Origin of the sequence: Anaerostipes hominis (ex Lee et al. 2021), assembly GCF_002270485.1 — a bacterium.
GTDB lineage: Bacteria > Bacillota > Clostridia > Lachnospirales > Lachnospiraceae > Anaerostipes > Anaerostipes hominis.
Genome location: NZ_NQOG01000031.1, coordinates 1 through 25,478, shown reverse-complemented (window position 1 = coordinate 25,478; position 25,478 = coordinate 1). Strand labels below are relative to the sequence as shown.

Below are 25,478 nucleotides of genomic sequence, written 5' to 3'. Positions count from 1 at the left end.
CAAGGGCAGCGACGAGTCAAGGGCGTTAAGGCTTGAACAAAGTGAAAGCCAGCGTCTTTAGGCGCTGGCCGGTAACAGAGGCTTATAGCCTCAGAACAAGCCGCCCGTTTTACGGGCGGTCATGACTCCAGGAGGAGAGTTTCATAAAAGAAACTCTATTATATTCTATCATGTAGCTGGCTGCATTTACGATAAAAGGAGGAAGAAACAAATGGATAATAAAGTATTTGAATCATATCCGGTGCCAAAGGCAGTGGCCACGCTGGCCCTGCCCACAGTGCTGAGTATGTTGGTAACTATTTTTTATAATATGGCCGATACCTTTTTTGTGGGACAGACCGGAGACCCGAACCAGGTTGCGGCAGTGTCTCTGACGACACCGGTGTTTATGCTGCTCATGGCGGTAGGAAACATTTTTGGCATCGGGGGATGTTCCTATATCTCCAGGATGCTTGGAGAGGGAGAGATGGAAAAGGTAAAGAAGATCAGCAGTTTTTGTTTTTACGGAAGTATTATAGCCGGTGTCATTATGATGATCGTCTTTCTGGGAGGGATGCCGGTCATTCTGAAACTTATCGGATGCAGCCCCAACACAGAAGAATATGCACGGAGCTATCTGACCTATATCGGTCTGGGAGCTGTATTTGTCGTAATCTCCATGGCCTTTAACAATGTGGTCAGAGGAGAGGGAGCTGCGAAGGTTTCAATGATCGGAATGATGATCGGTACTATCGTTAATATCGTGCTGGACCCGGTGATGATACTCGGCATGAACATGGGAGTCGCGGGAGCGGCCATCGCAACCATCATCGGAAATATTTGTACCGTGGTGTTTTATCTGTTCTTTTTTGCGAAGATGAAGACAGGGCTTTCAATCTCACCGAAGCACTTTACGGCAAAAGAAAAAATCCTGTCCGGTGTATTTGCCATCGGGATTCCCGCATCAATCAATAATATCCTGATGAGCACTGCAAATATTATTTTGAATAATTTTCTGGCATCCTACGGCGATATTCCGGTGGCGGCCATGGGTGTGGCCATGAAGGCAAATATGCTGGTTATCCTGGTGCAGATTGGACTGGGTTCCGGTGTTGCGCCTCTGATCGGATACTGCTACGGAGCAGGCAATCTGGAGAAAATGAAAAAGACCATGAAGTTTTCCATGGCATGCAATGTGATCATGGGAACGGTTCTGTCGCTGCTCTATCTGTTGTTTACGGAGCCGATCATCCAGGCATTTATCAATGACGGATCGGTGGTAGCCCATGGTGTGAGGATGCTGAGAGTCTTAATGATCTCCGGCCCGGTCATCGGCATTATGTTCGTCTTTATGTTTGGGTTCCAGGCGATGGGAAAAGCAATACCGTCCCTGATCCTGTCGCTGAGCCGGCAGGGGCTTGTATTCTTCCCGGTCCTGCTGGTCACAAATTATTTGTTTGGACTTGAGGGGATCATATTTGCCCAGCCTGTGGCGGATTTGGCGTCACTGGGTGTTTCATTTCTGCTGTTTATAAAGATAGCAAAAGAATTAAAGGAAAGAGAAAAAGAACTGGAATTACAAAAGGCGGAAGCATAAAAAGATCCACGGAATTGGTATTAAAACCATTCCGTGGATTACTTTTTTATTCAATTTCTTCTGTCTCGATCATAAATTTGACACTGCCTTTTGTGCCTTTTGCTTTTTTGGTGAAAGTCTGGTATTTATCTCCCTGTTTTACCGTGTCATTGATCCGGTCCAGAGTATTTTGGACGTCATGGTCCATGATGTTTACCAGACGCTGGATGCCGTCCTGGTTAAACTGAATCAGGCCCGTATTGAGCGTGTCGGCACCTGTGTACAATGCGTCTGTGCCGGAGGAAAGTTTGCTGCCGCCGGATGCCAGCGTGCCGGTCGCAGAGCTTAACTTTTTGCCGCCGGATGCTGCAGTGTGGATTCCCTGTCCGAGCTGGTTTGTTCCGGATACCAGATCACTCTGTCCGGATGAGAGATCTCCGGCGCCTTTATTCAGTTTCACTGCCGCCGAACGGAGGCTGGATGCAGCAGTGGTCAGTTCTCTGGTGTCCAGGCTGTTTAATTTTTTAAAGGATGCCTGAGTGGACGGATCGCTCAGTTTCTGGATCAATGCCTTTGCGGGAGCTAAGGAAGAGGATAAAGCCTTGCTCTGCTGGTCGATGGTATCATTCTCATCCTTCATTTTGCCCTGGATGGCCTGCATGGTTCCAATTGCTGTTCTAATATCACCAACATCAGCGGAATCAGAAACTGTTCCTCTGCCGAGCATAGCGGTGAGGCTGTCGATCTGTCCCTGAAGTGCCTGGCTGTACTGGATGTTGGCGCTTTTGATAGTTTCAAAAGAGGAAGTAATGGAGTCCAGTCCGGAAGCAAGCTCCTGAAGTTTTTGCCGGCTCGGAAGGCTGCCGGTCAGAGACTTTATGTTTTCCAGTCCGGAGGCGAGCTCCTTCATCATAGATGGAAGAGACTTTGTTTTCTTCTCCAGTTCGCTGGTCCCTGCCTTTAGATCCTTGGTGCCTTTGCTGAGCTTTTTGGCACCGGAAATAAGATCATCCTTTTTATCATCCAGAGTATTTAAGCCTTTGGACAGTTCTTTGGTTTTCTTGTTGAGGACTGCGGTGCCGTTTTTCAGAGTTTTGGAAGCATCCCTCAGCTCCTTAACTCCTGAGAGCAGTTCCCCGGAACCGTTTACCAGTTTCTCTGAGGCATTGGAGAGGGTGGTCAGAGAATCATTCAGTTCATCAATCGTATCAACTTTATCCAGGCCGAACTCTGAGAGAGTGTCGGCAGAAGCCACGGTTGCGGTCACTGTCATCTGGAAGTCCTTCACATCCGCGGTGAATTCAAAGGAATCCGGAATATCAAATTTTTGGCCGATGGCACTGTCTTTTAGCTTCAGGCTGTCAGACAGTCCGGGGAAGGCTACGCCCATGAGAATGTGTTTGCTGCCGTCGGAAATATCCCTGGCGTTTTCCATTTTTACGTTTGAGAAATGCTCTGTGGGCAGAATAACAGCGGTGATCATGGTAAACGGCGTATAGATCCCGTTATGTACATCATGGTTTGTAAACTCATAGCGTACCCGAACTTTTCCGCTCTTTCCTACCAAATCCTTCGGGCTGATTTCTTTGCCGTCCAGGTAATAAGTCACCTGCATGGAGACCGGAAGTTCTTTGTCAGTCTTTCCCTGATAATAGATGTCATTGCCGTTGGCGTCCCAGGTGATGCTGTGTTTGCTGCCCTTCTGAAAAGTCTCGTCGCCTTTCACATTTTCAATGTCATTTAAATCGGTAGCATCTTTGATTTTTGCCGATTTCTTTTTGTTTTTCAGCCAGTCGCTGACAATGACCGTCTGTGTATTGCCTTCAGCGTCTGCTTTTACATAGACAGTTTCCTCTTTTTCCTGGGAATCAGCCGCATATACTGGAGCTGCGGCCATTGAAGCGCACAAAACCAGTGAAGCTGCCATAGCCAAAGCCTTGCTCAATGTCTTTTTCCTCATGTTTAGTCCTCCTTTATTTCCTGAATATGGCCCATGCCAAATGTTGTCCTGCAAATCAATTTATCAAATATCATAAACATCGCCGGAAGGATGCACACAACGCTGACCGTACTGATGACGGCTCCTCTGGCGAGCAGAGTGCAGATAGAACTGATCATATCGATCTTGGAGTAAAGCGCTACTCCGAACGTTGCTGCAAAAAAGCTGAGTCCGCTTGTAATAATAGAAAGCATGGATGTCTCATGGGCGATGCGGATGGATTTTCGTTTGGTATTCCCACGGATGCGTTCTTTCTGATAGCGGCTGGTCATAAGGATCGCATAATCGACGGTTGCACCCAGCTGAATGGTGCCTATGACAATGCTTGCCACGAAGGGCAGTTCCTCTCCCGTATAATATGGGATCGCCATATTGACACAGATGGCAAATTCAATGACGGCTACCAGAATAACCGGAAGAGATGCCGATTTAAATACGATCATAATAATGATAAAAATGGCTGCGATCGATGCGATGTTGACATTGCGGAGATCCACATTTGTCACATCGGCAAGATCTTTTGTAAGGGGAGCTTCCCCGATCACCATAGATTCTTTGCTGTAACTTTTTACGATGGTATTGATCCTGGCGATCTGCCGGTTGACCTGATCGGTTGCTGTTTTGTAGTCAGAACAGATGAACTCCATCTCATAATGGGGGCTGATCAGATTCTCACTCACTGTGCCCGGGATCATATCGGTCGGGACTGCGGAACCTACCACGGAATCCATGCCCAGGACCCATTTGACTCCGTCTACCTGTTCGATCTTTTTCTGCATCTGAGACTTTTCCTTTGCAGACATGCCGGATTTTAGCATGACCATATGGATATTGCTCATATGAAAATCGTCGCTCAGTTTCTTATTTGCAACGTTGCTCGGAAGAGACTGGGGCAGTGATTTATCAATGTTATAGTAGATCTGTGTGTTGTTATTTCCGTAAACGGCAGGAAACAAAAGGATCAGAAAGATCAAAACCGCTGCTTTGTAATGCTTCGTGATAAAGTGGGAGGCATTGGACAGGTCCGGGATGATGGACTTGTGTGTCGTCTTGTCAATCCATTTATCAAAGATCAGGATCAGGGACGGCAGAAGCGTTACACAGCAGACAACACCGATGACCACACCTTTGGCCATGACAATACCGATGTTCATGCCGAGGGCAAAGGTCATAAAACAAAGTGCGGCAAAACCTGCAATCGTCGTAACGGAACTGCCCGCAACTGACTTAAAGGTGTTGGAAACCGCATGAGCCATGGCTCTTTGCTTATCATTGTCAAACCGTACCTTGTTATCTTCATAGCTGTGGAGCAGGAAGATGGAATAATCCATCGTCACCCCCAGCTGAAGGATCGCCGTCAGTGCTTTCGTTATGTATGAGATCTCCCCGAGGAAGATGTTGCTTCCAAGGTTATATAAGATCGCGATGCCGATGCTTGCCAGAAACAGAACCGGCGTCAGCAGGGATTCCATCGTGAGGCACAGCACGAGCAGAGACATCGCCGCAGCGATTACCACATAGATTGGCATCTCTTCCAGTGCCAGGTTTTTAATATCCGTGACAATTCCGGACATGCCGCTGATAAAACACTGTTTGCCTACTACGTGGCGCATCTGGCTGACCGCTTCCATCGTTTCGTCGGATGACGTGGTGTTGTCAAACAGGGCGATCATCATCGTCGCATTCTTGTTAAAGAAAACATTCCGGATTTTTTCCGGCAGCATTTCCTTTGGAAAAGTGGTGTCTGCCAGGTCGTCGTACCAGAGAACCTTTTTTACATGGTCTACTTTTTCAATTTTGTGTTTGATCTTCTGGACGTCTTTTACCTTGGCGTCTTCCACGACGACCATGGAGAAAGCCCCGGTTCCAAATTCATCTACCATGATGTCCTGACCCTTGACTGTCTCCAGTGAATTGGGGAGATAGCTCAGGATGTCATAGTTGATCCTGGTTTTGGAAATGCCGATCAGTGATGGGATCAACAGCAGAACGGAAAGCAGAACGATCAATTTCCGATGCTTTGCGATCCATTTTCCAAATTTAATCATAATCAGTCCTCCTAAATGAATGACCAAAAGTCATTTTTCTTATTAATGGTATACTATAGAAATGACTAAAAGTCAATAATTATCCAGAATAATCTTTCGGTTTTTGAAAAATATTGACTTATAGTCAGTTTAAAGTATAATTATGTTATAAGAAGGCATAAGCAAAAGGGGGATACAAGCCAATGAGTAAAGTAGAAGAAAATAAAAAGAGAAAGAAAACAGCGCTTCTTGACACGGCATATCACCTTTTTACACAAAATGGTTATCAGAAGACATCGATCTCGGATATCGTGAGTCAGGCAGGGGTCGCCAAGGGGACATTTTATCTTTATTTTAAGGATAAGACCGATATCCGGTATAAGCTGATCGCACACCGGGCCGGACTGATTTTTAAAAAGGCTTACAGGGATCTGGAGAGAGCAAAGATCCGGCTGTTTGAAGACAAGATCGTGTTTTTGGCAGATAATATTATTGATCAGCTGTACCGGAATCCCACGCTCCTGAAACTGATCTCCAAACATCTGGGATGGGGCATCTTTAAAAATGCGATCAATGAACCAATGGACGGAGACTATGAAAATATATATGAAGCTTATATGAATCTGATGAAGGAATCCGGAAGGGAATTTGAGGAGCCGGAAACAATGATCTACCTGATCGTGGAATTGATTTCCGGAAGCTGTTACAATGCGATTCTGTTCGGACAGCCCGTTACATTGGAGCAATTAAAGCCGTTTTTGTATAAAACGATCCGCAGTATTATAAAAAATCATCAAAAATAGTACGATGTACGTTATTTTAAGCAAACAACCACAGGAAATCATGATATAATGAGGGATACGAAAACTGTTAATCAGATGATGAAACCCTCATCAGTAGTTATAAGGAGTAATGAATGAAATCTTGTGGTATTTTGCTGCCTATCTTCAGCCTGCCGTCTTCGTACGGCATCGGGTGCTTTTCTAAAGAAGCCTACCAGTTTGTAGACTTTCTGAAATCAACAGGCCAGTCTTACTGGCAGATCCTGCCTTTGGGTACGATCGGGGAAGGGAATTCTCCATATTTATCCTATTCAAGCTTTGCGGGAAGCGTCTTATATATTGACTTAAAGCAGCTCCAGGCAGAAGGCCTCCTGACTCCTGAGGAATGTGACAGCTGGGACTTTGCCGACGGCGAGGACAAAGTAGACTACGACAGAGTCTTTATGTCCAGGGAGATCCTGCTTTGGATCGCATACAGCCGGTTCCGGGGAGGAAAAGACTACGAAGATTTCAAACATGTCCATAAAGAGTGGCTGGATGATTTCTGCAGATATATGGATTTAAAACAGCCGGGAAAAGGGAGAGAGTATTTTTGCTTTGTCCAGTACAAATTTTTGAGCCAGTGGCTGAAGCTGAAACAGTACGCCAATGCAAACGGCATCAGTATCATTGGCGACCTGCCGTTCTATGTGGCAAAGGAAGGTGCCGATTTTCAGGCACATCCGCAAATGTTTCAGCTGGACGAACAGGGAGAGCCGAGAGTCCAGGGAGGATGCCCGCCGGATGCCTTTGCAGAAAACGGCCAGCTCTGGTCAAATCCTGTCTATGACTGGGACTATCACAGAAGTACAGGATTTGACTGGTGGCTGAAGCGGTTAAGCCACAATTTCCTATTGTATGATGTGCTGAGACTGGACCATTTCCGGGGCTTTGACGAATACTTTGTCATTCCGGCAGATGCCGAGACAGCAGCAGGCGGCAACTGGGAAAAAGGGCCGGGCCTAGATTTTTTCAAGACATTGAAAGAGAGGCTTGGGGATGTGAAGATCATTGCGGAGGATCTCGGTTTTCTCACAGATTCTGTGAGAGAGCTGCAAAAGGAGATCGGCTATCCGGGAATGAAGATACTGGAATTTGCCTTTGGGGCATGGGATGACAGTGCGTATCTGCCGCATAAATATGAAGAAAACTGTGTGGTTTATACAGGCACCCATGACAACGATACGGTCCTTGGGTGGTATGGAGACATGCCGGAGGCAGATAAGAATTTCCTGCATCACTATTTAGACCACAGCACGATCGTGCGCACCGGAGAGGTGAACCTGGATCTGATTTCTCTGGCTCTTGAGAGCAGGGGAAATACGGTGATCATTCCGCTTCAGGATTACCTGGGACTCGGGAGCCGGGCCAGAATCAATACGCCTTCCACTGTGGGGGACAACTGGGAATGGAGAGTCACAAAAGAACAGCTGAACAGTGAACTGAGGAAAACGATCCTCACGCTGCATGACCGATACCGGTCAGAAGAAACTATCGGAGGAAACTCATAAGGAGCAGAAACCTATGGCGAAAGTATCCAAAAGAGTAACAAAGGAACGAGTGAGAAAAATCTGTGATATTCTGAACGAGACTTATACGACAGAATACAAATGTTATTTAAACCATGAAAATGCATGGCAGCTTCTGATCGCGACGATGCTCAGCGCACAGTGTACAGATGCCAGAGTCAATATCGTAACAGAAAAGCTGTTTAAAAAATATACGAGTTTGGAGGCATTTGCCCGGGCAGATATCAAAGAACTGGAGAGAGATATTTATTCCACAGGATTTTATAAAAATAAAGCAAAAAACATCATCGGAGCCGCAGGTCAGATCATAGAGCGGCACGGAGGAGAAGTGCCGGAGAGCATTGAGGAACTGACGGCTCTGGACGGAGTGGGAAGAAAGACCGCCAATGTGATCCGGGGAAATATCTTTCATGAGCCGAGCATCGTGGTGGATACCCATGTAAAAAGGATCTCCAAAAAATTATATCTGACGAAGAACGATGATCCGGTGAAGATTGAGTATGATTTGATGAAGGTGCTGCCGAAAGAGCAGTGGATTCTCTACAATATCCAGATCATTACCCACGGAAGAAACATCTGTATCGCCAGACGGCCGAAATGCGGAGAATGTACCCTTAAGAGTGTCTGCCCGTCATGTGAGGTATAGCCTATGAAAGAGTACGTTGCCTTTGATTTGGAAACCACAGGACTTTCCGTGGAGGAAGATCAGGTGATCGAGATCGGTGCGGTGAAGGTCAAAAATGGTAAGATTGCCGGAAAATACAACTGCATTATCTATCCGGAACGGGAAGTGTCGGATTTTATTATCCGGCTGACAGGGATTACCAGGAAGATGCTGGACGGCGGAATCCCCATGCGCGAAGGCGTGGAGGGCTTCCTCGCATTCAGCGAGGGTTATCCGGTGCTGGGACATAATCTGATGTTTGACTACCGGTTCATGAAGACTGCGGCAAAGAGATTCCATTATGCTTTTGAAAAAGAAGGGGTTGATACCCTCAGGGCCGCCCGACTGCTGCTTCGCGGTCTGGAGAGCAAAAAGCTTTCGAGCCTCTGTGAGCATTATCACTATGTCAATCAGGCGGCTCACAGGGCCTATGACGATGCACTGGCAACAGCAGTCGTATTTGAGTCCATGAAGAGAGAATTCGGAGAGGACCAGAAGGTCTTTGTTCCGGAACCGCTTCAGTACCGTCCCAAAAAACTCCAGATGATCACGGCAAAGCAAAAACGGTACTTGAATGAACTGAGGAAATATCATAAAATAGAGGATAACGGCAGCATAGACGGACTGACAATGAGTGAAGCTTCCAAGACAATAGACGAGATTATTTCAAAATATGGGGTGATGCGATGAAAAAGAAAAGAATGATCGCCGGGATCATAGCAATCCTTTTGGTGATTGTAATGGTCGGCACGACAGTGGCCGGTTATTTAATGGTATAATAAGGACAACAATTTTGCAGACGCGAACATTTTAGGAAGGATAGGTATGTCAAAAAGAATGAAAGCCGGCATTGCTGCCGGGATTTTAGCCGTAATCTGCATTGGTGTATTTGTATATATCAGTCAGACGGTAAAAGGGGCTACCAAAGATAATAAAATAGTCCGGGGGGTTATATTTGAAGGAAAATCCCTTGGAGGAATGACGAAAGAAGAAGCAAAAAAAGAGATTGAAGATTATATACAGAAGGAACAGGCAAAAGATATTACATTTTATGTGGACGGCAAGAAAGCAGTGACGAAACTTTCGAAGACAGGCGTTACATGGGATGTGGAGGAAACAGTAAAAGATGCCTATGACGTGGGACGTTCGGGAAGCATTATAAACCGTTATTCCCAGGTAAAGAAGGACAGGACAGTCGTAAAGACCGAGCGCAGATACGACCAGAAGACATTTGACAAGGAACTGGATTCTGCCGCGAAAAAGATTCTCTCAGAGCCTAAAAATGCATCTTTAAAGAGAAAGAATGGAAAGTTTGTCATCATTAAAGAAAAGACAGGGTATGCGCTGGACAAAAAGAGTACGTTTAAGGCATACAAAAAGCAGGTTGAGGCGGAAAGCTTCAAAGTACCTCTGAAAGTCACAAGAAAAAAGGCGGAGTATACCAGCGAAGACATGGCGAAAGTCAAAGATAAGCTGGGGACAAAGACGACCTATTACGGATCTTCGGCACCGGGAAGAAAAGGAAACGTTGCCAACGGCGCAAAGATGATCAATGGAACGGTCGTGTATCCGGGAGAGACTTTTTCCGTGTACAAAGCGGTTTCTCCGTTTACGAGTGAGAATGGTTATTATCTGGCAGGCTCTTATGAGAACGGTCAGACAGTCCAGACTTATGGAGGAGGGATCTGCCAGGTATCTACGACACTTTACAATGCGGTGATCCGGGCAGAGTTAAAGATCAAAGAACGCCATCCTCACTCTATGACGGTATCCTATGTGCCGAGATCTGCCGATGCAGCCATCGCGGGAACCTATAAGGATTTGAAGTTTGAGAACCAGTATGATTTCCCTGTATATATAGAAGGAATTGCCGATGGTTCTAATATCACTTTCAGCGTCTACGGACAGAAAACCAATCCGGACCGACACGTGGAGTTTGTCTCTGAGACGACTTCTGTGAGAAACAGTTCCGGGGAGAAAGTGATCAAGGACCCGACACTGGAAGAGGGTAAACGGATCGTAGAACAGGTCGGACACACCGGCTACACTGCCAAGCTTTGGAAGATCGTCAAGGAAAAGGGCAAGAAGACACAGAAGATTCTGTTTAATACGTCCAGCTATATGGCGACTCCGAACACGGTGAGAGTAGGAACCAAAAAGAAGGATAAGGACAAAGACAAGAAGAAAAAAGACGCGGATAAGAAAAAGAAAGACAGCAAATCGACTGAAAAATCAACGGAGAAATCTACAGCAAAGAAAAAGACTCCTGCGAAGAAATCAACAGAGAAGAAGAGTACTCAGGCAACTCAAACATCCAAAGAGAATTGATCAGGGGAAAATCATGAAGATAGGAAAAATTCCGGAAGCCACATTAAAAAAAGTTATATTAGAACAGCTGGGAACGAAGCGGGACGAAGTCCTGATCGGTCCCGGCATTGGAGAAGACTGTGCGGCATTGAAGCTTGAAGAAGGAGAGGTATTCGTACTCTCCACTGACCCGATCACAGGAGCGGCCAAAGAAGCGGGCAGGCTGGCAGTGCATATCACCGCCAATGACCTGATTTCTTCGGGAGCCGAACCGGTGGGACTCATGCTCACAGTCCTGCTCCCTCCGGAGACGAAGGAAAAAGAACTCAGGCAGCTGTCGGCCGAGGTACAGGAAGAGTGCGTAAAGCTTGGCATTGCAGTGATCGGGGGGCACACAGAGGTGACCGATGCGGTCAGGCAGCCCCTTATTTCTGTCACCGGAGTCGGCAAGGTGAAAGAGGAAGAACTTGTGTCCACCAGTGGCGCCGCGCCGGGGCAGGATATCGTGGTGACCAAATACATCGGCCTGGAAGGAACCGGTATCATAGCCAGGGAACGGGAGGAACTGTTAAAAGAACGTTTTCCGGAAGAGTTCCTTGACGAGGCGAAGGCCTGTCTTGAACAGGTTACGGTTGTCCCTGAGGGGAAGATTGCGCGGAAGTATGCCTCCTCTATGCACGATATTACAGAGGGCGGAATTTACGGTGCTCTCTGGGAAGTGGCCCAGGCCTCGGGCGTGGGACTGGAAGTTTCTATCGAGGATATTCCGGTCAGGCAGCATACGATCGAGCTGTGTGAGTTTTTTGATCTGAACCCGTACCAGCTGATCTCCAGCGGTTCCATGCTGATCGTTACGGATCACGGGAATGCTCTTGTGAGAGAACTGGAACAGGAAGGAATCAAGGCCTCGGTGATCGGCCGTACCACAGATTCTAATGATAAGATCATTTACAGACAGGGTAAGGCGGCAAGCCTGGAAGCTCCGAAACAAGACGAATTGTATAAGATAGGAGAGAGATCATGGATCAAGAGCTGAGAGAATCAATATTAAAATTAATAGAAAAGAACAGCCGTCTGGACTTAAAAGAGCTGGCGGTTCTTCTTGATTCTACGGAAGTAGACATAGCCAATGAAATTGCCGAGATGGAAAAGGAACACATCATCTGCGGTTATCACACGCTGATCAACTGGGACCACACGAGCCGGGAACAGCTGACTGCCATGATCGAGGTAAAAGTGACACCTCAGAGGGGAGAAGGCTTTGACAAGATCGCAGAGCGAATCTACAATTTCCCGGAAGTAAAAGCGCTGTATCTGATGTCGGGGGCCTATGATTTCATGGTCATGCTGGAAGGAAAGACAATGAAGGAGATCTCTATGTTTACTTCATCAAAGCTGGCTCCTCTGGAGGCGGTATTAAGTACGGCCACTCACTTTGTCCTTAAAAAATATAAGGACCACGGAACGGTGCTGGAGGCAAAAAAAGCAGATAAAAGACAGGCGGTGACTCCATAATGAAAGATATGCTGTCTAAAAAGGCCGTGATGCTGGAACCCTCCGGCATCCGGAAATTTTTTGATATTGTGAGCGAGATGCCGGAAGCGATTTCACTGGGTGTTGGAGAGCCGGATTTTGACACTCCGTGGCGGATCAGGGAAGAAGGTATTTATTCTCTTGAGAAGGGCAGGACATTTTATACATCCAATGCCGGACTTGTTGAACTCAGAGATGAGATCTGCAGATATTTAAAAAGAAAATATCACATGCGCTACCGCAATGACGAAGTGATTGTTTCAGTGGGCGGAAGCGAAGGGATCGATGTGGCTCTGAGGGCAATTTTAAACCCGGGTGATGAGGTGATTGTGCCTCAGCCATCATTTGTCTGCTATGTGCCGTGTGTCATTATGTCCGACGGGATCCCGGTCACTGTGGAGCTTAAAGAGGAAGATAAGTTCAAGCTGACGAGAAAACAGCTTGAGGAGGTGGTGACAGATAAGACAAAAGCCATTATCATGTCGTTTCCGAATAATCCTACAGGCGCTATTATGACGAAAAGAGATCTGGAGCCTATCGCCGATTTTGCGAAAGAACATGATCTGCTGGTGATTTCCGATGAGATCTATTCCGAGCTTACATACGGGCACAGGCATGTCAGCATCGGTGCGCTTCCGGATATGAAGGAAAGGACCATCGTCATCAACGGTTTCTCCAAAGCATTTGCCATGACCGGATGGAGGCTGGGCTATGCTGCAGCTCCGAAAGTCATCATGGAGCAGATGGTGAAGATTCATCAGTACGGTATCATGGCGGCGCCGACTACGAGCCAGTACGCAGCGGTGGAGGCACTCCGAGCCTGTGATGATGAGGTGGAGGAGATGAAAAATTCCTATAACCAGAGGAGACGCTATCTGCTTCACCGATTCCGGGAACTGGGACTCGATTGTTTTGAGCCGGAAGGGGCATTCTATGCATTTCCGTGCATCAAGGAATTTGGCATGAGCTCGGAGAAGTTTGCGGAAGAACTTTTGAAAGAACAGAAGGTTGCCATCGTCCCGGGAACAGCTTTCGGCGCCTGCGGAGAAGGATATTTGAGAGTATCCTATGCGTATTCCATCGACGAGCTGAAAGAAGCCCTGAACAGGCTTGGCACATTTATTGAGAAACTAAGGAGATAATCATGCTGCATATTGTTCTGCATGAGCCGGAGATGCCGGCCAATACCGGAAATATCGGAAGGACATGCGTTGCCTGCGGCGCGGTCCTGCATCTGATCGAACCGCTGGGATTTAAACTGAATGAAAAGATGATCAAAAGGGCAGGGCTGGACTACTGGGAGCACCTGGATGTGAGGACCTATGTGAATTTTGAAGATTTTCTTGAGAGAAATCATTATCCTAAAATTTATATGGCAACTACGAAATCCAGGCAGACCTATGCAGATGTTACTTATGGGGAGGCGGATGAAGACGTCTATCTGATGTTCGGCAAGGAGAGCGCCGGTATACCCGAAGAAATCCTGCTGGACTACAAGGAGACTGCAGTCAGGATTCCAATGCTTCCTGAAATCCGTTCTCTGAATTTGTCCAACTCTGTGGCAATCGTTGCCTATGAGGTGCTGAGACAGCAGGGATTCGGTCATTTCCAGAGAGAAGGACAGCTGCACCGCTACGAGTGGTAGGAAAGAATGAAATTCAGGGATATTTGGGAATTAGCGAAGACAAGGGCGAAAGACAGCCTCTACACTTTGGTTATAATTGAAGTCATTATTATAATGATCGTCATGGGTCTTCAAACATGGAAAATAGGCTTAGTAATGTTGTTCCCTTTTCTGGCGCCTGCATTGCTGATACAAATTTCAAAACAGCTGCTGATGTTCATTTTTTGGACAGGAAATATTTTTGCCTGTATGATGACAGCGATGGGTGTGGAAGCGAACGTAGAATATATCTTTTATGTATTTCAGAATAAGTCAAAAGGAATCTTATGGCTGCTTCTGAGAAAAGTTTTAATGATGCATGGTAATTACTTGAGATTAATCACGTTTTGGCTGTTTTTTATCCCGCGGCTGTTTATCGGTCTGCTGTTCCTGGGAGTGGGCGTTCTGGTGGTCGCTCCATGGGTTCAGGTTTCTCTGGCCACTTTTTATATGGAATTAAAGCAGCAGGAAAAGATAAGAATACGCAGTAAGACGGAAGATGACATCAGACAGGGCAGTACATGAGAAATAAAAAGATATTTTAAATAAATTAGGAGATAAGAAGGAGATCAATCACATGGCAAAAGAAAAGAAGCTGGTAGAAGCCATCACTGCAATGGATGAAGACTTTGCACAGTGGTATACCGACGTTGTTAAAAAGGCAGAATTAATTGAATATTCCAGTGTAAAAGGATGCATGATCCTTCGCCCCAACGGATATGCCATTTGGGAAAATATTCAGAAAGTAATGGATGCTAAATTTAAAGAGACAGGTGTGGAAAATGTGGCAATGCCGATGTTTATTCCGGAAAGCCTTTTGGAGAGAGAAAAGGACCACGTGGAAGGCTTTGCGCCGGAAGTTGCGTGGGTGACTCACGGAGGGAATAAGAAGCTCGAGGAGCGTCTCTGTGTAAGGCCGACTTCTGAAACTCTGTTCTGTGATTTTTACTCTAATATCATCCAGTCTTACAGGGACCTTCCGAAATTATATAATCAGTGGGTGTCCGTAGTACGCTGGGAAAAGAGCACGAGACCGTTCCTGCGCACCTCTGAATTTTACTGGCAGGAAGGACACACGGCCCATGCGACGGCGGACGAGGCTGAGGAGCGCACAGTCCAAATGCTAAATATGTACGCAGATTTCTGTGAAAAATATCTGGCAATTCCGGTTGTCAAAGGACAGAAGACGGAGAAAGAAAAGTTCGCAGGAGCCAATGCGACTTATACGATCGAAGCACTGATGCATGACGGAAAGGCTCTTCAGTCAGGGACAAGCCATAACTTCGGAGACGGATTTGCCAAGGCATTCGACATCCAGTATACCGATAAGAACAACAAACTCCAGTATGTCCATCAGACATCATGGGGGATGTCCACGCGTATCATCGGGGCTATTATTATGGTCCATGGTGATGATTCAGGGCTTGTACTGCCTCCGAAAATCGCGCCGGTTCAGACGATGATCGTGCCGATCATGCAGAAGAAGGAAGGAGTTCTTGAAAAAGCAGAAGAGATCAGAGAACGTCTTTCTAAAAACTATAAAGTAAAAGTAGACGATTCCGACAAGAGTCCGGGATGGAAGTTCAGTGAACAGGAAGTTCAGGGAATCCCGACCAGGATTGAGATCGGACCGAAAGATATCGAAAAGAACCAGGCAGTGATTGTGCGTCGCGATACGAGAGAAAAAGTCTTTGTTTCCCTTGACGAGATCGAAACAAAGCTTTCAGAGGTGCTTGACCAGATGCAGAAAGACATGCTGGAACGGGCTAAAAAGCATTTAGAGGAGAATACTCACGAGGCAGGAAACTGGAATGAGTTTACGGAGATCATTGAAAAGCAGCAGGGCTTTGTTAAAGCAATGTGGTGCGGGGAAACCGAGTGTGAAGAAGCCATCAAGGACGAGACAGGAGCTACAACCAGATGTATGCCATTTGTACAGGAACATCTCGGGGACGTGTGTGTGCACTGCGGAAAACCGGCTAAGAAGATGGTTCTTTTCGGAAAAGCATATTGAAGGAATTTTATGTTTAAGATTGTGATACCTGAAAAAGCAAAACAGATCATAAATCAGCTGGAACAGGCCGGCTACGAAGCATATGTCGTAGGCGGCCCGGTCCGGGACTGCATTTTGGGGAAATGTCCTACGGACTGGGACATTACCACATCCGCATCTCCTTACCAAGTAAAGGAGATTTTTTCATATACGATCGATACGGGAATTGCTCACGGTACGGTGACAGTCATGATGGGAAAAGAACCATTTGAAGTGACCACTTACCGGGTGGATGGAGAATACAAAGACCACAGAAGGCCGGAGGAAGTCTGTTTTACTAAATCCCTGAAAGAAGATCTGCTGAGAAGAGATTTCACCATCAATGCCATGGCATACAATGACAGGGACGGACTGATCGATTATTACGGCGGAGCGGAGGATCTCAAAAAGAAGACCATCCGCTGTGTGGGGGATGCCCGCAGACGTTTTGATGAGGATGCGCTCAGGATTTTGAGAGCACTGCGTTTTCAGGCACAGCTTGGATTTGTGATAGAAGAAGAGACAAAGCAGGCCATACAAAAGCAGGCGAAGTTCTTAAAAGATATCAGTGCAGAGAGGATTCAGACGGAGCTCACAAAGCTTCTCCTGTCCGATCACCCGGAAACGATCCTTGACGCATATGATCTGGGAGTTACAAAAGTGGTGCTCCCGGAATTTGACCGGATGATGGAGACACCTCAGAACAACCCCCATCACTGCTATAACGTAGGAGTTCATACGGTGGAGGCTTTAAAAAATACTGAGCCTGACCATATTCTGCGGTGGACTATGCTGCTCCACGATGTGGGAAAGCCTGAAGCCAGAGTCGAGGGAAAGGTAAAAGACAGCTTTCAGGGGCATAATATCATCGGAGAAGAGATGTCCAGGAAGATTTTGAGAAGGCTGAAATTTGACAACCAAACGATAAAGCAGGTGACCAGACTTGTATACTGGCATGATGTACGGTTCGCTTCTTTGGGTGAAGTCAATAAAAAGACTGTGAGACGCTGGGCCAGCAGGATTTCTGTGCCGCTGTTTGAAAAGCTTGTAAAAATCCAGCAGGCAGATATATCAGCCCAGAGCACTTTTATGCAGGAAGAAAAGCAGCGGATCCTTGACAGTACGAGACTGCTGTTTGAGGAAATCAAAGAGGAAAAGGACTGTCTTCAGGTGAAGGATCTGGCCCTTGACGGAAAGGATCTGATCAGTCTGGGAATGAAACCCGGCAAAGAAATAGGAGAAATGCTGACAGGACTCTTAGAACTTGTGCTGGAAGATCCGGCCCAAAATAAAAGAGAAGTATTGGAGCAGGCTGTCAGGGAGAAAAGAGGAGAGCTATGATCATACTTGTGATTCCGTTTTGTATTTTTCTTTACCTGTATATGATCTATCCGGGGAAGCCGAGAAAGCATCCGGTGCTGGAAACAAAATGCTTTGCACACCGGGGACTCCACGGTTTTGACGGGATACCGGAAAACTCCATGGCGGCTTTCAGGAATGCGGTCATTTACGGATACGGGATTGAACTGGATGTACAGCTTACCAAAGATGATGTGATGGTGGTCCATCATGATTACGATTTGAAAAGAACCTGCGGCGTCAATAAAAAGATCCGTGATCTGACTTATCGGGAGCTTAAGAGATATTCTCTGATGGAGACAAAAGAACGGATTCCACGGTTTGCGGATGTGCTGGCTTTGGTAGACGGAAAGGTGCCGCTCCTGGTGGAACTGAAAATGGAGCACTGCGACCGGAAACTCTGCCGGCTGGCGGCGGAAGCACTGGATCAGTACCGGGGACTTTACTGTATGGAGTCCTTTCATCCGTTTGCACTGTTCTGGTTCAGACTAAACCGTCCGGAAGTCATACGCGGGCAGCTGTCCATGAATTTCAGAAAAGATCGTCATAGGGGGAATCAGCTTGCCTTCTGGGCAGAGCAGAATCTTTTGACGAATTTTGCGGCCAAACCGGATTTTATTGCATACAAATATATTTACTGGGAGGAGCCGTCCCTGAGGCTGTGTCGGAAGATTTCCGGTATTCCGGTCTATGGATGGACTTTCCGAAGCAGAGAGGAATATGAAAAGTACCGCAGAAAGTTTTATGGATTTATTTTTGAAAAGTTTATGATATAATGTACGCGGAGCGTGAATATGATAACATTGCGCACTCGGAAGGAGATGTAAGTCAGATATGAAGAAAAATATCGCTGTGATCTTCGGGGGAAGATCCTCCGAACATGAAGTATCCTGTGTTTCGGCTGCCACAGTCATACGAAGCCTGGATGAAGAAAAGTATAATGTGATTTTAGTGGGGATAACAAAAGACGGCCGCTGGCTGCTTGTGGATAAATTAAAAGATATTGAGGACGGAAGCTGGAGAGAATCCAGGGTGAATGCGATCATCTCTCCGGATACGGAAGACAGGGCATTGGTACTCCTCGCAGAGGGTACATACCGGCTGCAGCCTGTGGATGTAATTTTCCCGGTGCTTCACGGTTTAAACGGAGAGGACGGAACGATCCAGGGACTGTTTGAGATGGCCCGGATTCCCTATGTGGGATGCGGAGTATTGGCTTCTGCAGTATCGATGGATAAGGTTTATACAAAGATTATCGTGGAGGATCTTGGAATCCGGCAGGCCCGGTTTGTCCATATCCGCAGGAGCGATCTGGACCAGATGGAGGATGCTCTTGACAGGGCGGAGGCAAAGCTTTCTTATCCGATGTTTGTGAAACCTTCCCGTGCAGGGTCTTCCGTGGGAGTTTCCAAGGCTGAGGACAGGGAAGGGCTTTCAAAGGCACTGTTAAAGGCCGCTGAACATGACCGCAATATTTTAGTGGAAGAGACTATCGTGGGAAGGGAAGTGGAATGTGCAGTCCTCGGAGGAAAAGAGATAAAGGCTTCCGGTGTGGGAGAAATTCTGGCCGCTGCCGATTTCTATGATTATGATGCTAAATATAACAACGAAGAATCAAAGACCCTGATCGATCCTCCGATGTCGGAAGAAACGAGAGAGGAGATCCGGAAATCCGCAGCTGATATTTTTAAGGCGGTGGACGGATACGGGCTTTCCCGTGTGGACTTCTTTATTGCAGAGGACGGGGAAGTAGTATTTAATGAAATCAATACCCTTCCAGGCTTTACGTCCATCAGCATGTATCCGATGCTCTGGGCGGCACAGGGAATCACAACTCCGGCCCTTGCAGACGAACTGATCCGTCTTGCGGAAGAAAGGTTTGAATAAAAATGAGCAATGTACATGACAATGCACCCATCGGAGTGTTTGACTCAGGGGTCGGGGGGCTTACCGTAGCCCGGGAGATCATGAGACAGCTCCCCGATGAGAGCCTGATCTATTTCGGCGATACGGCCAGGGTGCCCTATGGTACGAAGTCGAAAGATACGGTCATCCGTTATTCCAGGCAGATCGTGAATTTCTTGCTGAGCAAAAATGTAAAGGCTATCGTGATAGCCTGCAATACGGCCAGCGCCCTTGCCATGCACAAGCTCCAGCAGGAATATATCGTTCCCATGATCGGCATGGTGCGTCCGGGGGCCGTTGCGGCTGCCAGGGCCACGAAGAATCACCATATCGGCATCATTGGGACCAATGCCACTGTAAAGAGCGGCCAATATGGGAAGTATTTAAGGGAACTGAATCCGGATGTAACAGTGGTGACAAAAGCCTGTCCTCTGTTCGTGCCTCTCGTGGAAGAGGGACTGATCGACGACAGGATCACAGAAGATATGGTATCCAGATATTTGAGGGAGTTTGACCAGTATCAGATCGATTCCCTGATCCTTGGATGTACTCACTATCCTCTGCTTCAAAATCCTATCAAAAATTTTGTGGGCGACGATGTGACTTTGATTAATCCTGCCTACGAGACGGCAAAATCCCTGAAGGAACTGCTGAGAGAAAGGGAGATGGAAGCGGAAAGCGGCCATACAGCTGAGTATCATTATTATGTCAGCGATATGGAAGACCAGTTTTTGAGTTTTGCGGACCGGGTTCTGCCCTGTCATGTGGAAAAAGTACACCCTATAGATATTGAAAGGTATTAGAGGAGACAAATGAACAAAGAAGTGATTATCAATATTTCCGGTCTTCAGCTGGATGCCGGCACGGAAGAACCCATCGAATTGATGACGACAGGGGATTATTATCTGAAAAATGGAAAGCACTATGTCATATATGATGAGCTGACCGATGATTCCCAGGTCGTAAAAAACCGTCTCAAGATCAGCCCGAAAATCGTGGAAGTAACAAAAAAGGGAGCCAGCAGCTCCCATATGGTATTTGAGCGGGGAAAAGAAAACCTCACTTATTATGACACTCCTTTCGGAAGTCTTCTGCTTGGGATTAACACAAGCAAGATCGACTTTGAGGAGAAAGAGGACAGTATGGCGCTGCACATCGACTACGGACTGTCCATCAACTCAGATCATGTTTCAGACTGCTCCATCGACGTGTCCATTGCGTCCAAACAGCCGGAAAACAGAGACTGCACAGACAGTGCCCAGTAGGATTCCGCCGAGGACATCGGTTGGAAAATGTACATACAGATAGAGCCTGCTGAACGCGATCAGTGCTGCCAGGACAAAAGCTGGGATTCCCAGCTTTTTGTTGTATAAAAACAAGTATACGGCGGCACAGAAAGAAGAAGCCGTGTGACCGGACGGGAAAGAATACTGGCCCGGAGGCGGGATCAGCAGTTCGATATCCCGGTGAGTAAAAGGTCTCGCCCGGCCTGCGAGAGGTTTGATGATATGATCTCCCAGTATGTAAGTGACCAGCATGGCAATGAGCATGCCGACACCCGCTTTTCTGTATTTTTTTGTGAACAAAAGGATAACCGCGATCAGAATCCATATCGTGCCCGCGTCGCCTAAATGTGTGATCCTGGAGAAGAAATCATCCAGGAACGGGGCTCTTAAATGTGTTTGTATAAAGTTGAGTATTTCAAAATCCATAAAGTCTCCTCACTTTTTTACTAAATTATATCACAAAACCCGGCTTCGTGTTATAATATCAAAATGAATTACAACAGATAGAAGGAATGAAGATGATTACACTAGTTGCAAATAACATCGGAGTGGATACCTACCTTTGGCTCCGGGAAGCTGTAGGCTTTAAAAAGCTCTCAAGAACTCAGGCCGTGAAGGCGCTGAAAAACAGTCTTTATGTGGTGGCGGCCTATGCGGATGACAGGATCGTCGGCATGGGAAGGATCGTAGGGGACGGAGCGGTCATCTGCTATATTCAGGATCTCATGATACACCCGGACTACCAAAAGGCCGGAGTGGGGAGCAAACTGATTGAGAATCTGGTTGCTTTCGTGGAGAGTATCAGGGAGGATAATACGGAGATGATGCTGGATCTGATGTGTGCAAAGGGAAGAGAAGCCTTTTATGAGGCCCATGGTTTTATTTCCAGACCCAACGAGAGTCTGGGACCCGGCATGATAAGATACCTAAATGAAAGGAGAGCATAAAATATATGGAAGAGAAGAGATATGACCCTTATACGGGAGAAGAGATCAAACAGCCGGCGGAGGAAGAGTGCATTCAGGAAGAGACTGAGGCCGGGAGTGCAGCCGAAGCGGAGCAGAACCAGAATCAGACTGCTTCATCCGATACGATTGTAGTCGGTGAGAGCGGATACTATTATCAGGAGAACCGGCAGGCTGATTACCGATATCAGGGAGGCCAGACCGGCGGACCCGCATATCAGAGTCAGGAAGAGCCGCCTCAAAACAACTATGCAACGGTCTCTCTTGTACTTGGAGTCTTGGCGATAGCCCTGGCCTGCTGCTGTTTCCCGGTGTCATTTGTCCTCGGCATCGTTGCGATCGTATTATTTTGTATTTCCCCGAAATACATGGGAAAGAAGGACGGCAAGGCTGTGGCAGGTCTGATCTGCGGCATCTGTGGGCTGGTCCTCTCCATCATGATCACTGTCTTTGTGGCTGTAAATCTTGCAAGCGACGATTACGAAAGCTACATCAACAAGTATGATACCCATGACACCAATTCTGACGATGATGATATCTGGGATGATACGGACGATGTAGATACAAGCGACAACTGGGACGAAGAAATCTAAATGATGCAGAAGATCTGGAGATTCATCCCAACATTCCCATGCATATTTAAACTGGCCACCAACCTTTACTGCCCCGCCTGCGGAGGGACCAGGGCAGCACTGGCTTTTTTAAGACTTGATTTTTTGACATCGCTGAAATGCAATCCAACGTTTACCTATCTTGTCTTAATTGCAGGGTGGCTTGCCGTCGGGGCAGCGGTCAGGAAAACCGGAAAGGGAACCGGAGAGATTTTTCGGTTCCGTATGTGGATGCTGTATGTGGGACTGGCGATATTTTTTGGATTTGGAATACTCAGAGATATCGGACTGTATTTTTATCATTATGATTATTTGGGAGATTTTTATTAATTAAACTTGTGGTATATAGAAAGCAGTGCGGATACGAAAAAGATTCCGGCACTGCTTTTTTTATTTGTTTATGAATGATGTATACTTAGAAAATAGACAAGAGACGGCAAAATCATCAATTTTATATTCTAAAAGACAAAAATGAAGTGGTCAAGTTAAAATTTCCAGAAAGTTTAATTATGAAATAAAACTTAGAAGTTTTATCTAAATTACAGAAATATAAAAAATTGAATATAAATTATATATGTCTTTTTCCTTATCTTTTCAAATCTTCTCAAATGTCCGAATAGCCCCATTTTATCAGCTGTTCGGGCATTTTGCTTTTGTGGTAAACCTCACATATCTAGGTCTATCTTCTTATATTTTCCCTGTCAATCGTGGTTAAAATCGTGGTAAATACTTCTTATGCAATTAGACGCTGAACCTCTGATTTTGCGGTATCTATGGACGCATGAGCATACCAGTTCATAGTGATACTGATATTTGAATGCCCCATGATATACTGTAAATCCTTTGGGTTCATGTTCTTGCTTGCCAACCTTGTGCAGAACGTATGGCGTAGTGTATGCGGTGTGATATGTGGCAAGGGGTTATCCTTATGGTGCTTGTTGTATTTCTTTACCATACGGATAAATAGCGTTGTGTAATCAATCGCCACCTTTGGCTTGCCTTTGGAATTGACAAATAGGAAGTTGCTCCGTCCGTCTATCACAAATGGTTCTGCCTTTGGGCGTTTCTTAATCACTCTGTGAAATGCTTGTATCGTTTCTTTGCTTAATGGCACTTTCCTTGTTCCGCTCTTTGTCTTAGGCGTTTCAATGTAATAGCCCTGTTCCTTGCTTTTTAATAACTGGTGGTCGATAACCACAACCTCATGGATAAAATCAACGTCCATGACTGTCAGTCCACACAATTCCGAGATACGAAGTCCAGTCTTTAACAGTATCAGCACATCATCATAATACTTGTGATACACATTGTCTGTCTTGATGAATGACAGTAAGGCTTGTTCCTGTTCCTCTGTCAATGCGACTTTCTCTTTTGTATCGTTTTCTATGACTTCACTTAACTTGAAATCAAAGGGATTTTTCCTCACGCAATCGTCTTGTATGGCAATATAGAATGACGCTTTTAACGAGCGTTTATGGTTGTTAATGGTATTGTAGGAAAAGCCTTTGTCTTTCATGCGTAACGCCCATTCCTTAGCGTCAGAGGGTTTGATTGTGTCAATGCTCCTAGCACCTAACTTGTCCTCTTTCAATAACCGCATGAGCTGTTCCCGTTGTTTCTGTGTGCTTTTCTTCACGTTTGCCCTTTGTGCATTCTGTTTGGCGTAGAGCTGGCAAAGGGTCATTTTCTTGCCTGTGCTGTCGATACCGTCCTCTATATCCCGTCTTATCTGCTGTTCCAGTTCCCGAAGTGAGGGCTTTTCCCGTTTTCCCTTTGGTGTCGGGTCTGTGGGTGTCAATCTCCAAGCATACACATATTTTGTGTTTCCAAATGCGTCTACATATTTATATAAGTATTTTCCGTCTGTTCGTTGGCTCTCTCCAGTATGCAGGATACGTCCTTTGTTATCCCGTCTTATTTCTTTCATGGTGTCTGCTCCTTTCCTTGTTGGAAAGAGCCTTGATATGACTTGTTTTCATCATAACACATACAAGGCTTATTTGCATTAGATTGCGTCCAATTTATCAATGACCTGTTCAAACTGTCGGCGTTTAATCTGTATGCGGTTACCATTCATAATGAGCCAGCCAGCGTCCTTGTTTTCCTCTGCCAATCGTCTTAACTTGTTTTCTCCGATACGAAAATATTTTGACGCTTCTTCAATGGTAAGGGTGTATTTTTCCCATACGGGAATGTCCTGTGCATTACTCATAAAACACCCCCTCACTTTCAATGGGTAGTGTCAAGTTTTACTACCTGTCTTATTGTTTTAACCTTGATTTTATGGGAGTTTGCAATAAAAAGAGCAATGACCTCCCTTTTTGAAGTATAATGTAGTTACCACAACCAAACATAATACGAAAGGAGTTCATTGCTCATGGACATTATACTTTATTTACTTCAACTTATTCAATACCAACATAAACAACTTTGCTGGCTTATTAACTTTATCTGTAGATACATCCCACTTAAGCAGTGGGCTTTCGATGATTCCCATTCTCCGAAATATCAAAAATTTAAAATTGATCAGCTCCCCAAATTCATTTCCTATAAACAGGAATGGAACTGGAAGGATCTCATCTCTTACTATCAGCGGCGTTACCATAAATCCATTAAGCCTGTGTTCAGACGCGTGGAATGTGATATCCCCAAATCCTGTCACTGTCCTGTTTGCGGTGCGCCGGTTGACTATCTCACGTGGAACGATGGGAAACGAAAATCCCAAGTGCTGTGCAAGGTCTGCCAGACACATTTTTCTCCAACCAAAGATAACCGTTTTTCCAAAACTACCGTGTTAAAGTGTCCTCACTGCAACCGCAATCTTGAACACAAGAAAGACCGTAAACACTTTATTATTCATAAATGCGTAAATCCTAAGTGTCCTTACTATCTGCACAACCTGAAAAAAGTTGATAAAAAGCATCTGAATGAGGATTACGGTAAAAATAAATATAAGCTTCACTACATCTACCGTGAATTCACGATAGATTTCTTTCGGATGGATTTAAACTCTCTCCCAAAGAATGCCTCTTCTCTCAAATTCACCAAGTTTGATTCCCACACCATGTCTCTATGTCTGACTATGCATGTGAATCTTGGACTTTCTCTCAGGAAAACTAAGCAGGCGCTCCATGACCTTTACGGTATCACTATCTCTCATCAGAGCATTGCCAACTACTGTAAATCCGCAGCTCTTTGCATCAAACCCTTTGTCGATCATTA

At 46.0% G+C, this 25,478-nt stretch carries 25 protein-coding genes and 1 pseudogene; 21 read left to right on the top strand and 5 right to left on the bottom strand.

What is annotated here, in order from left to right; all coding sequences use genetic code 11:
* Positions 1 to 211 precede the first annotated feature (211 nt).
* Complete coding sequence (locus CI597_RS16460) at positions 212 to 1,576, top strand: MATE family efflux transporter (RefSeq protein ID WP_024728638.1); 1,365 nt, start codon at positions 212 to 214, stop codon at positions 1,574 to 1,576.
* Between the two features lie 46 nt (positions 1,577 to 1,622).
* Here the strand turns inward: CI597_RS16460 and CI597_RS16455 are convergent, their stop codons facing one another.
* Entirely contained in the window at positions 1,623 to 3,515 is a 1,893-nt protein-coding gene (locus CI597_RS16455) for an X-X-X-Leu-X-X-Gly heptad (protein WP_024728637.1), read from the bottom strand.
* Positions 3,516 to 3,517: 2 nt separating this feature from the next.
* On the bottom strand, positions 3,518 to 5,602 hold the full coding sequence (locus CI597_RS16450) for an efflux RND transporter permease subunit (RefSeq protein WP_024728636.1): 2,085 nt from the start codon (positions 5,600 to 5,602) through the stop codon (positions 3,518 to 3,520).
* A 182-nt stretch (positions 5,603 to 5,784) separates the two neighbouring features.
* Here CI597_RS16450 and CI597_RS16445 point away from each other — a divergent pair, with 182 nt between their 5' ends.
* From CI597_RS16445 to CI597_RS16370, 16 genes are all read left to right on the top strand, one after another.
* Complete coding sequence (locus CI597_RS16445; RefSeq protein ID WP_024728635.1) at positions 5,785 to 6,384, top strand: TetR/AcrR family transcriptional regulator; 600 nt, start codon at positions 5,785 to 5,787, stop codon at positions 6,382 to 6,384.
* Positions 6,385 to 6,497: 113 nt separating this feature from the next.
* Entirely contained in the window at positions 6,498 to 7,913 is a 1,416-nt protein-coding gene (malQ, locus tag CI597_RS16440; protein WP_024728634.1) for a 4-alpha-glucanotransferase, read from the top strand.
* Positions 7,914 to 7,926: 13 nt separating this feature from the next.
* Entirely contained in the window at positions 7,927 to 8,577 is a 651-nt protein-coding gene (nth, locus tag CI597_RS16435) for an endonuclease III (RefSeq protein ID WP_024728633.1), read from the top strand.
* Between the two features lie 3 nt (positions 8,578 to 8,580).
* Positions 8,581 to 9,285: a PolC-type DNA polymerase III gene (locus CI597_RS16430; RefSeq protein ID WP_024728632.1), complete on the top strand. Its 705-nt coding sequence runs from the start codon at positions 8,581 to 8,583 to the stop codon at positions 9,283 to 9,285.
* 135 nt (positions 9,286 to 9,420) lie between these two features.
* Positions 9,421 to 10,923, top strand: a complete 1,503-nt coding sequence (locus tag CI597_RS16425; RefSeq protein WP_034550194.1) for a VanW family protein — start codon at positions 9,421 to 9,423, stop codon at positions 10,921 to 10,923.
* 13 nt (positions 10,924 to 10,936) lie between these two features.
* Positions 10,937 to 11,938, top strand: a complete 1,002-nt coding sequence (locus CI597_RS16420; RefSeq protein ID WP_024728630.1) for an AIR synthase family protein — start codon at positions 10,937 to 10,939, stop codon at positions 11,936 to 11,938.
* Positions 11,935 to 12,417, top strand: a complete 483-nt coding sequence (locus tag CI597_RS16415; protein ID WP_024728629.1) for an Lrp/AsnC family transcriptional regulator — start codon at positions 11,935 to 11,937, stop codon at positions 12,415 to 12,417. Before CI597_RS16420 ends, CI597_RS16415 begins: the two co-directional genes overlap by 4 nt.
* Positions 12,417 to 13,577: an aminotransferase class I/II-fold pyridoxal phosphate-dependent enzyme gene (locus tag CI597_RS16410; RefSeq protein WP_024728628.1), complete on the top strand. Its 1,161-nt coding sequence runs from the start codon at positions 12,417 to 12,419 to the stop codon at positions 13,575 to 13,577. The genes CI597_RS16415 and CI597_RS16410 overlap by 1 nt, the downstream gene beginning before the upstream one ends.
* A 2-nt stretch (positions 13,578 to 13,579) precedes the next feature.
* Positions 13,580 to 14,080 (top strand): tRNA (cytidine(34)-2'-O)-methyltransferase, encoded by a 501-nt coding sequence (locus tag CI597_RS16405; RefSeq protein ID WP_024728627.1) that lies wholly within the window; start codon positions 13,580 to 13,582, stop codon positions 14,078 to 14,080.
* Between the two features lie 6 nt (positions 14,081 to 14,086).
* The gene (locus tag CI597_RS16400) at positions 14,087 to 14,623 is read left to right on the top strand and encodes a hypothetical protein (RefSeq protein ID WP_024728626.1); all 537 of its coding nucleotides are present in this window, start codon (positions 14,087 to 14,089) and stop codon (positions 14,621 to 14,623) included.
* 52 nt (positions 14,624 to 14,675) lie between these two features.
* Positions 14,676 to 16,112: a proline--tRNA ligase gene (proS, locus tag CI597_RS16395; protein WP_024728625.1), complete on the top strand. Its 1,437-nt coding sequence runs from the start codon at positions 14,676 to 14,678 to the stop codon at positions 16,110 to 16,112.
* Positions 16,113 to 16,121: 9 nt separating this feature from the next.
* Positions 16,122 to 17,471, top strand: coding sequence for a CCA tRNA nucleotidyltransferase (locus CI597_RS16390; protein WP_024728624.1), 1,350 nt, complete (start codon positions 16,122 to 16,124; stop codon positions 17,469 to 17,471).
* A complete protein-coding gene (locus tag CI597_RS16385; protein ID WP_024728623.1) occupies positions 17,468 to 18,265 on the top strand; it encodes a glycerophosphodiester phosphodiesterase family protein in 798 nt (265 codons plus the stop codon). The genes CI597_RS16390 and CI597_RS16385 overlap by 4 nt, the downstream gene beginning before the upstream one ends.
* 58 nt (positions 18,266 to 18,323) lie before the next feature.
* The gene (locus tag CI597_RS16380; protein ID WP_024728622.1) at positions 18,324 to 19,376 is read left to right on the top strand and encodes a D-alanine--D-alanine ligase family protein; all 1,053 of its coding nucleotides are present in this window, start codon (positions 18,324 to 18,326) and stop codon (positions 19,374 to 19,376) included.
* 2 nt (positions 19,377 to 19,378) lie between these two features.
* Positions 19,379 to 20,197, top strand: a complete 819-nt coding sequence (murI, locus tag CI597_RS16375; protein WP_024728621.1) for a glutamate racemase — start codon at positions 19,379 to 19,381, stop codon at positions 20,195 to 20,197.
* Between the two features lie 9 nt (positions 20,198 to 20,206).
* The gene (locus tag CI597_RS16370) at positions 20,207 to 20,659 is read left to right on the top strand and encodes a DUF1934 domain-containing protein (RefSeq protein WP_024728620.1); all 453 of its coding nucleotides are present in this window, start codon (positions 20,207 to 20,209) and stop codon (positions 20,657 to 20,659) included.
* Here the strand turns inward: CI597_RS16370 and CI597_RS16365 are convergent.
* Entirely contained in the window at positions 20,585 to 21,106 is a 522-nt protein-coding gene (locus CI597_RS16365) for a phosphatase PAP2 family protein (protein ID WP_024728619.1), read from the bottom strand. The genes CI597_RS16370 and CI597_RS16365 overlap by 75 nt on opposite strands.
* A gap of 92 nt (positions 21,107 to 21,198) precedes the next feature.
* On the opposite strand from CI597_RS16365, the gene CI597_RS16360 reads away from it, so the two are divergent.
* From CI597_RS16360 to CI597_RS16350, 3 genes are read left to right on the top strand one after another with little or no spacing between them, the layout of a single operon-like run.
* On the top strand, positions 21,199 to 21,627 hold the full coding sequence (locus tag CI597_RS16360; RefSeq protein WP_330607103.1) for a GNAT family N-acetyltransferase: 429 nt from the start codon (positions 21,199 to 21,201) through the stop codon (positions 21,625 to 21,627).
* Positions 21,628 to 21,632: 5 nt separating this feature from the next.
* Positions 21,633 to 22,238, top strand: coding sequence for a DUF4190 domain-containing protein (locus CI597_RS16355; protein ID WP_024728617.1), 606 nt, complete (start codon positions 21,633 to 21,635; stop codon positions 22,236 to 22,238).
* Complete coding sequence (locus CI597_RS16350; RefSeq protein ID WP_024728616.1) at positions 22,239 to 22,586, top strand: DUF2752 domain-containing protein; 348 nt, start codon at positions 22,239 to 22,241, stop codon at positions 22,584 to 22,586.
* Positions 22,587 to 22,989: 403 nt separating this feature from the next.
* On the opposite strand, the gene CI597_RS16340 is transcribed toward CI597_RS16350, so the two are convergent.
* The gene (locus tag CI597_RS16340) at positions 22,990 to 24,183 is read right to left on the bottom strand and encodes a tyrosine-type recombinase/integrase (RefSeq protein WP_024728615.1); all 1,194 of its coding nucleotides are present in this window, start codon (positions 24,181 to 24,183) and stop codon (positions 22,990 to 22,992) included.
* A 78-nt stretch (positions 24,184 to 24,261) separates the two neighbouring features.
* Positions 24,262 to 24,468: an excisionase gene (locus CI597_RS16335; RefSeq protein WP_002341493.1), complete on the bottom strand. Its 207-nt coding sequence runs from the start codon at positions 24,466 to 24,468 to the stop codon at positions 24,262 to 24,264.
* A 165-nt stretch (positions 24,469 to 24,633) separates the two neighbouring features.
* Here CI597_RS16335 and CI597_RS19575 point away from each other — a divergent pair.
* Positions 24,634 to 25,478: pseudogene (locus CI597_RS19575) on the top strand (transposase); the annotation flags it as partial.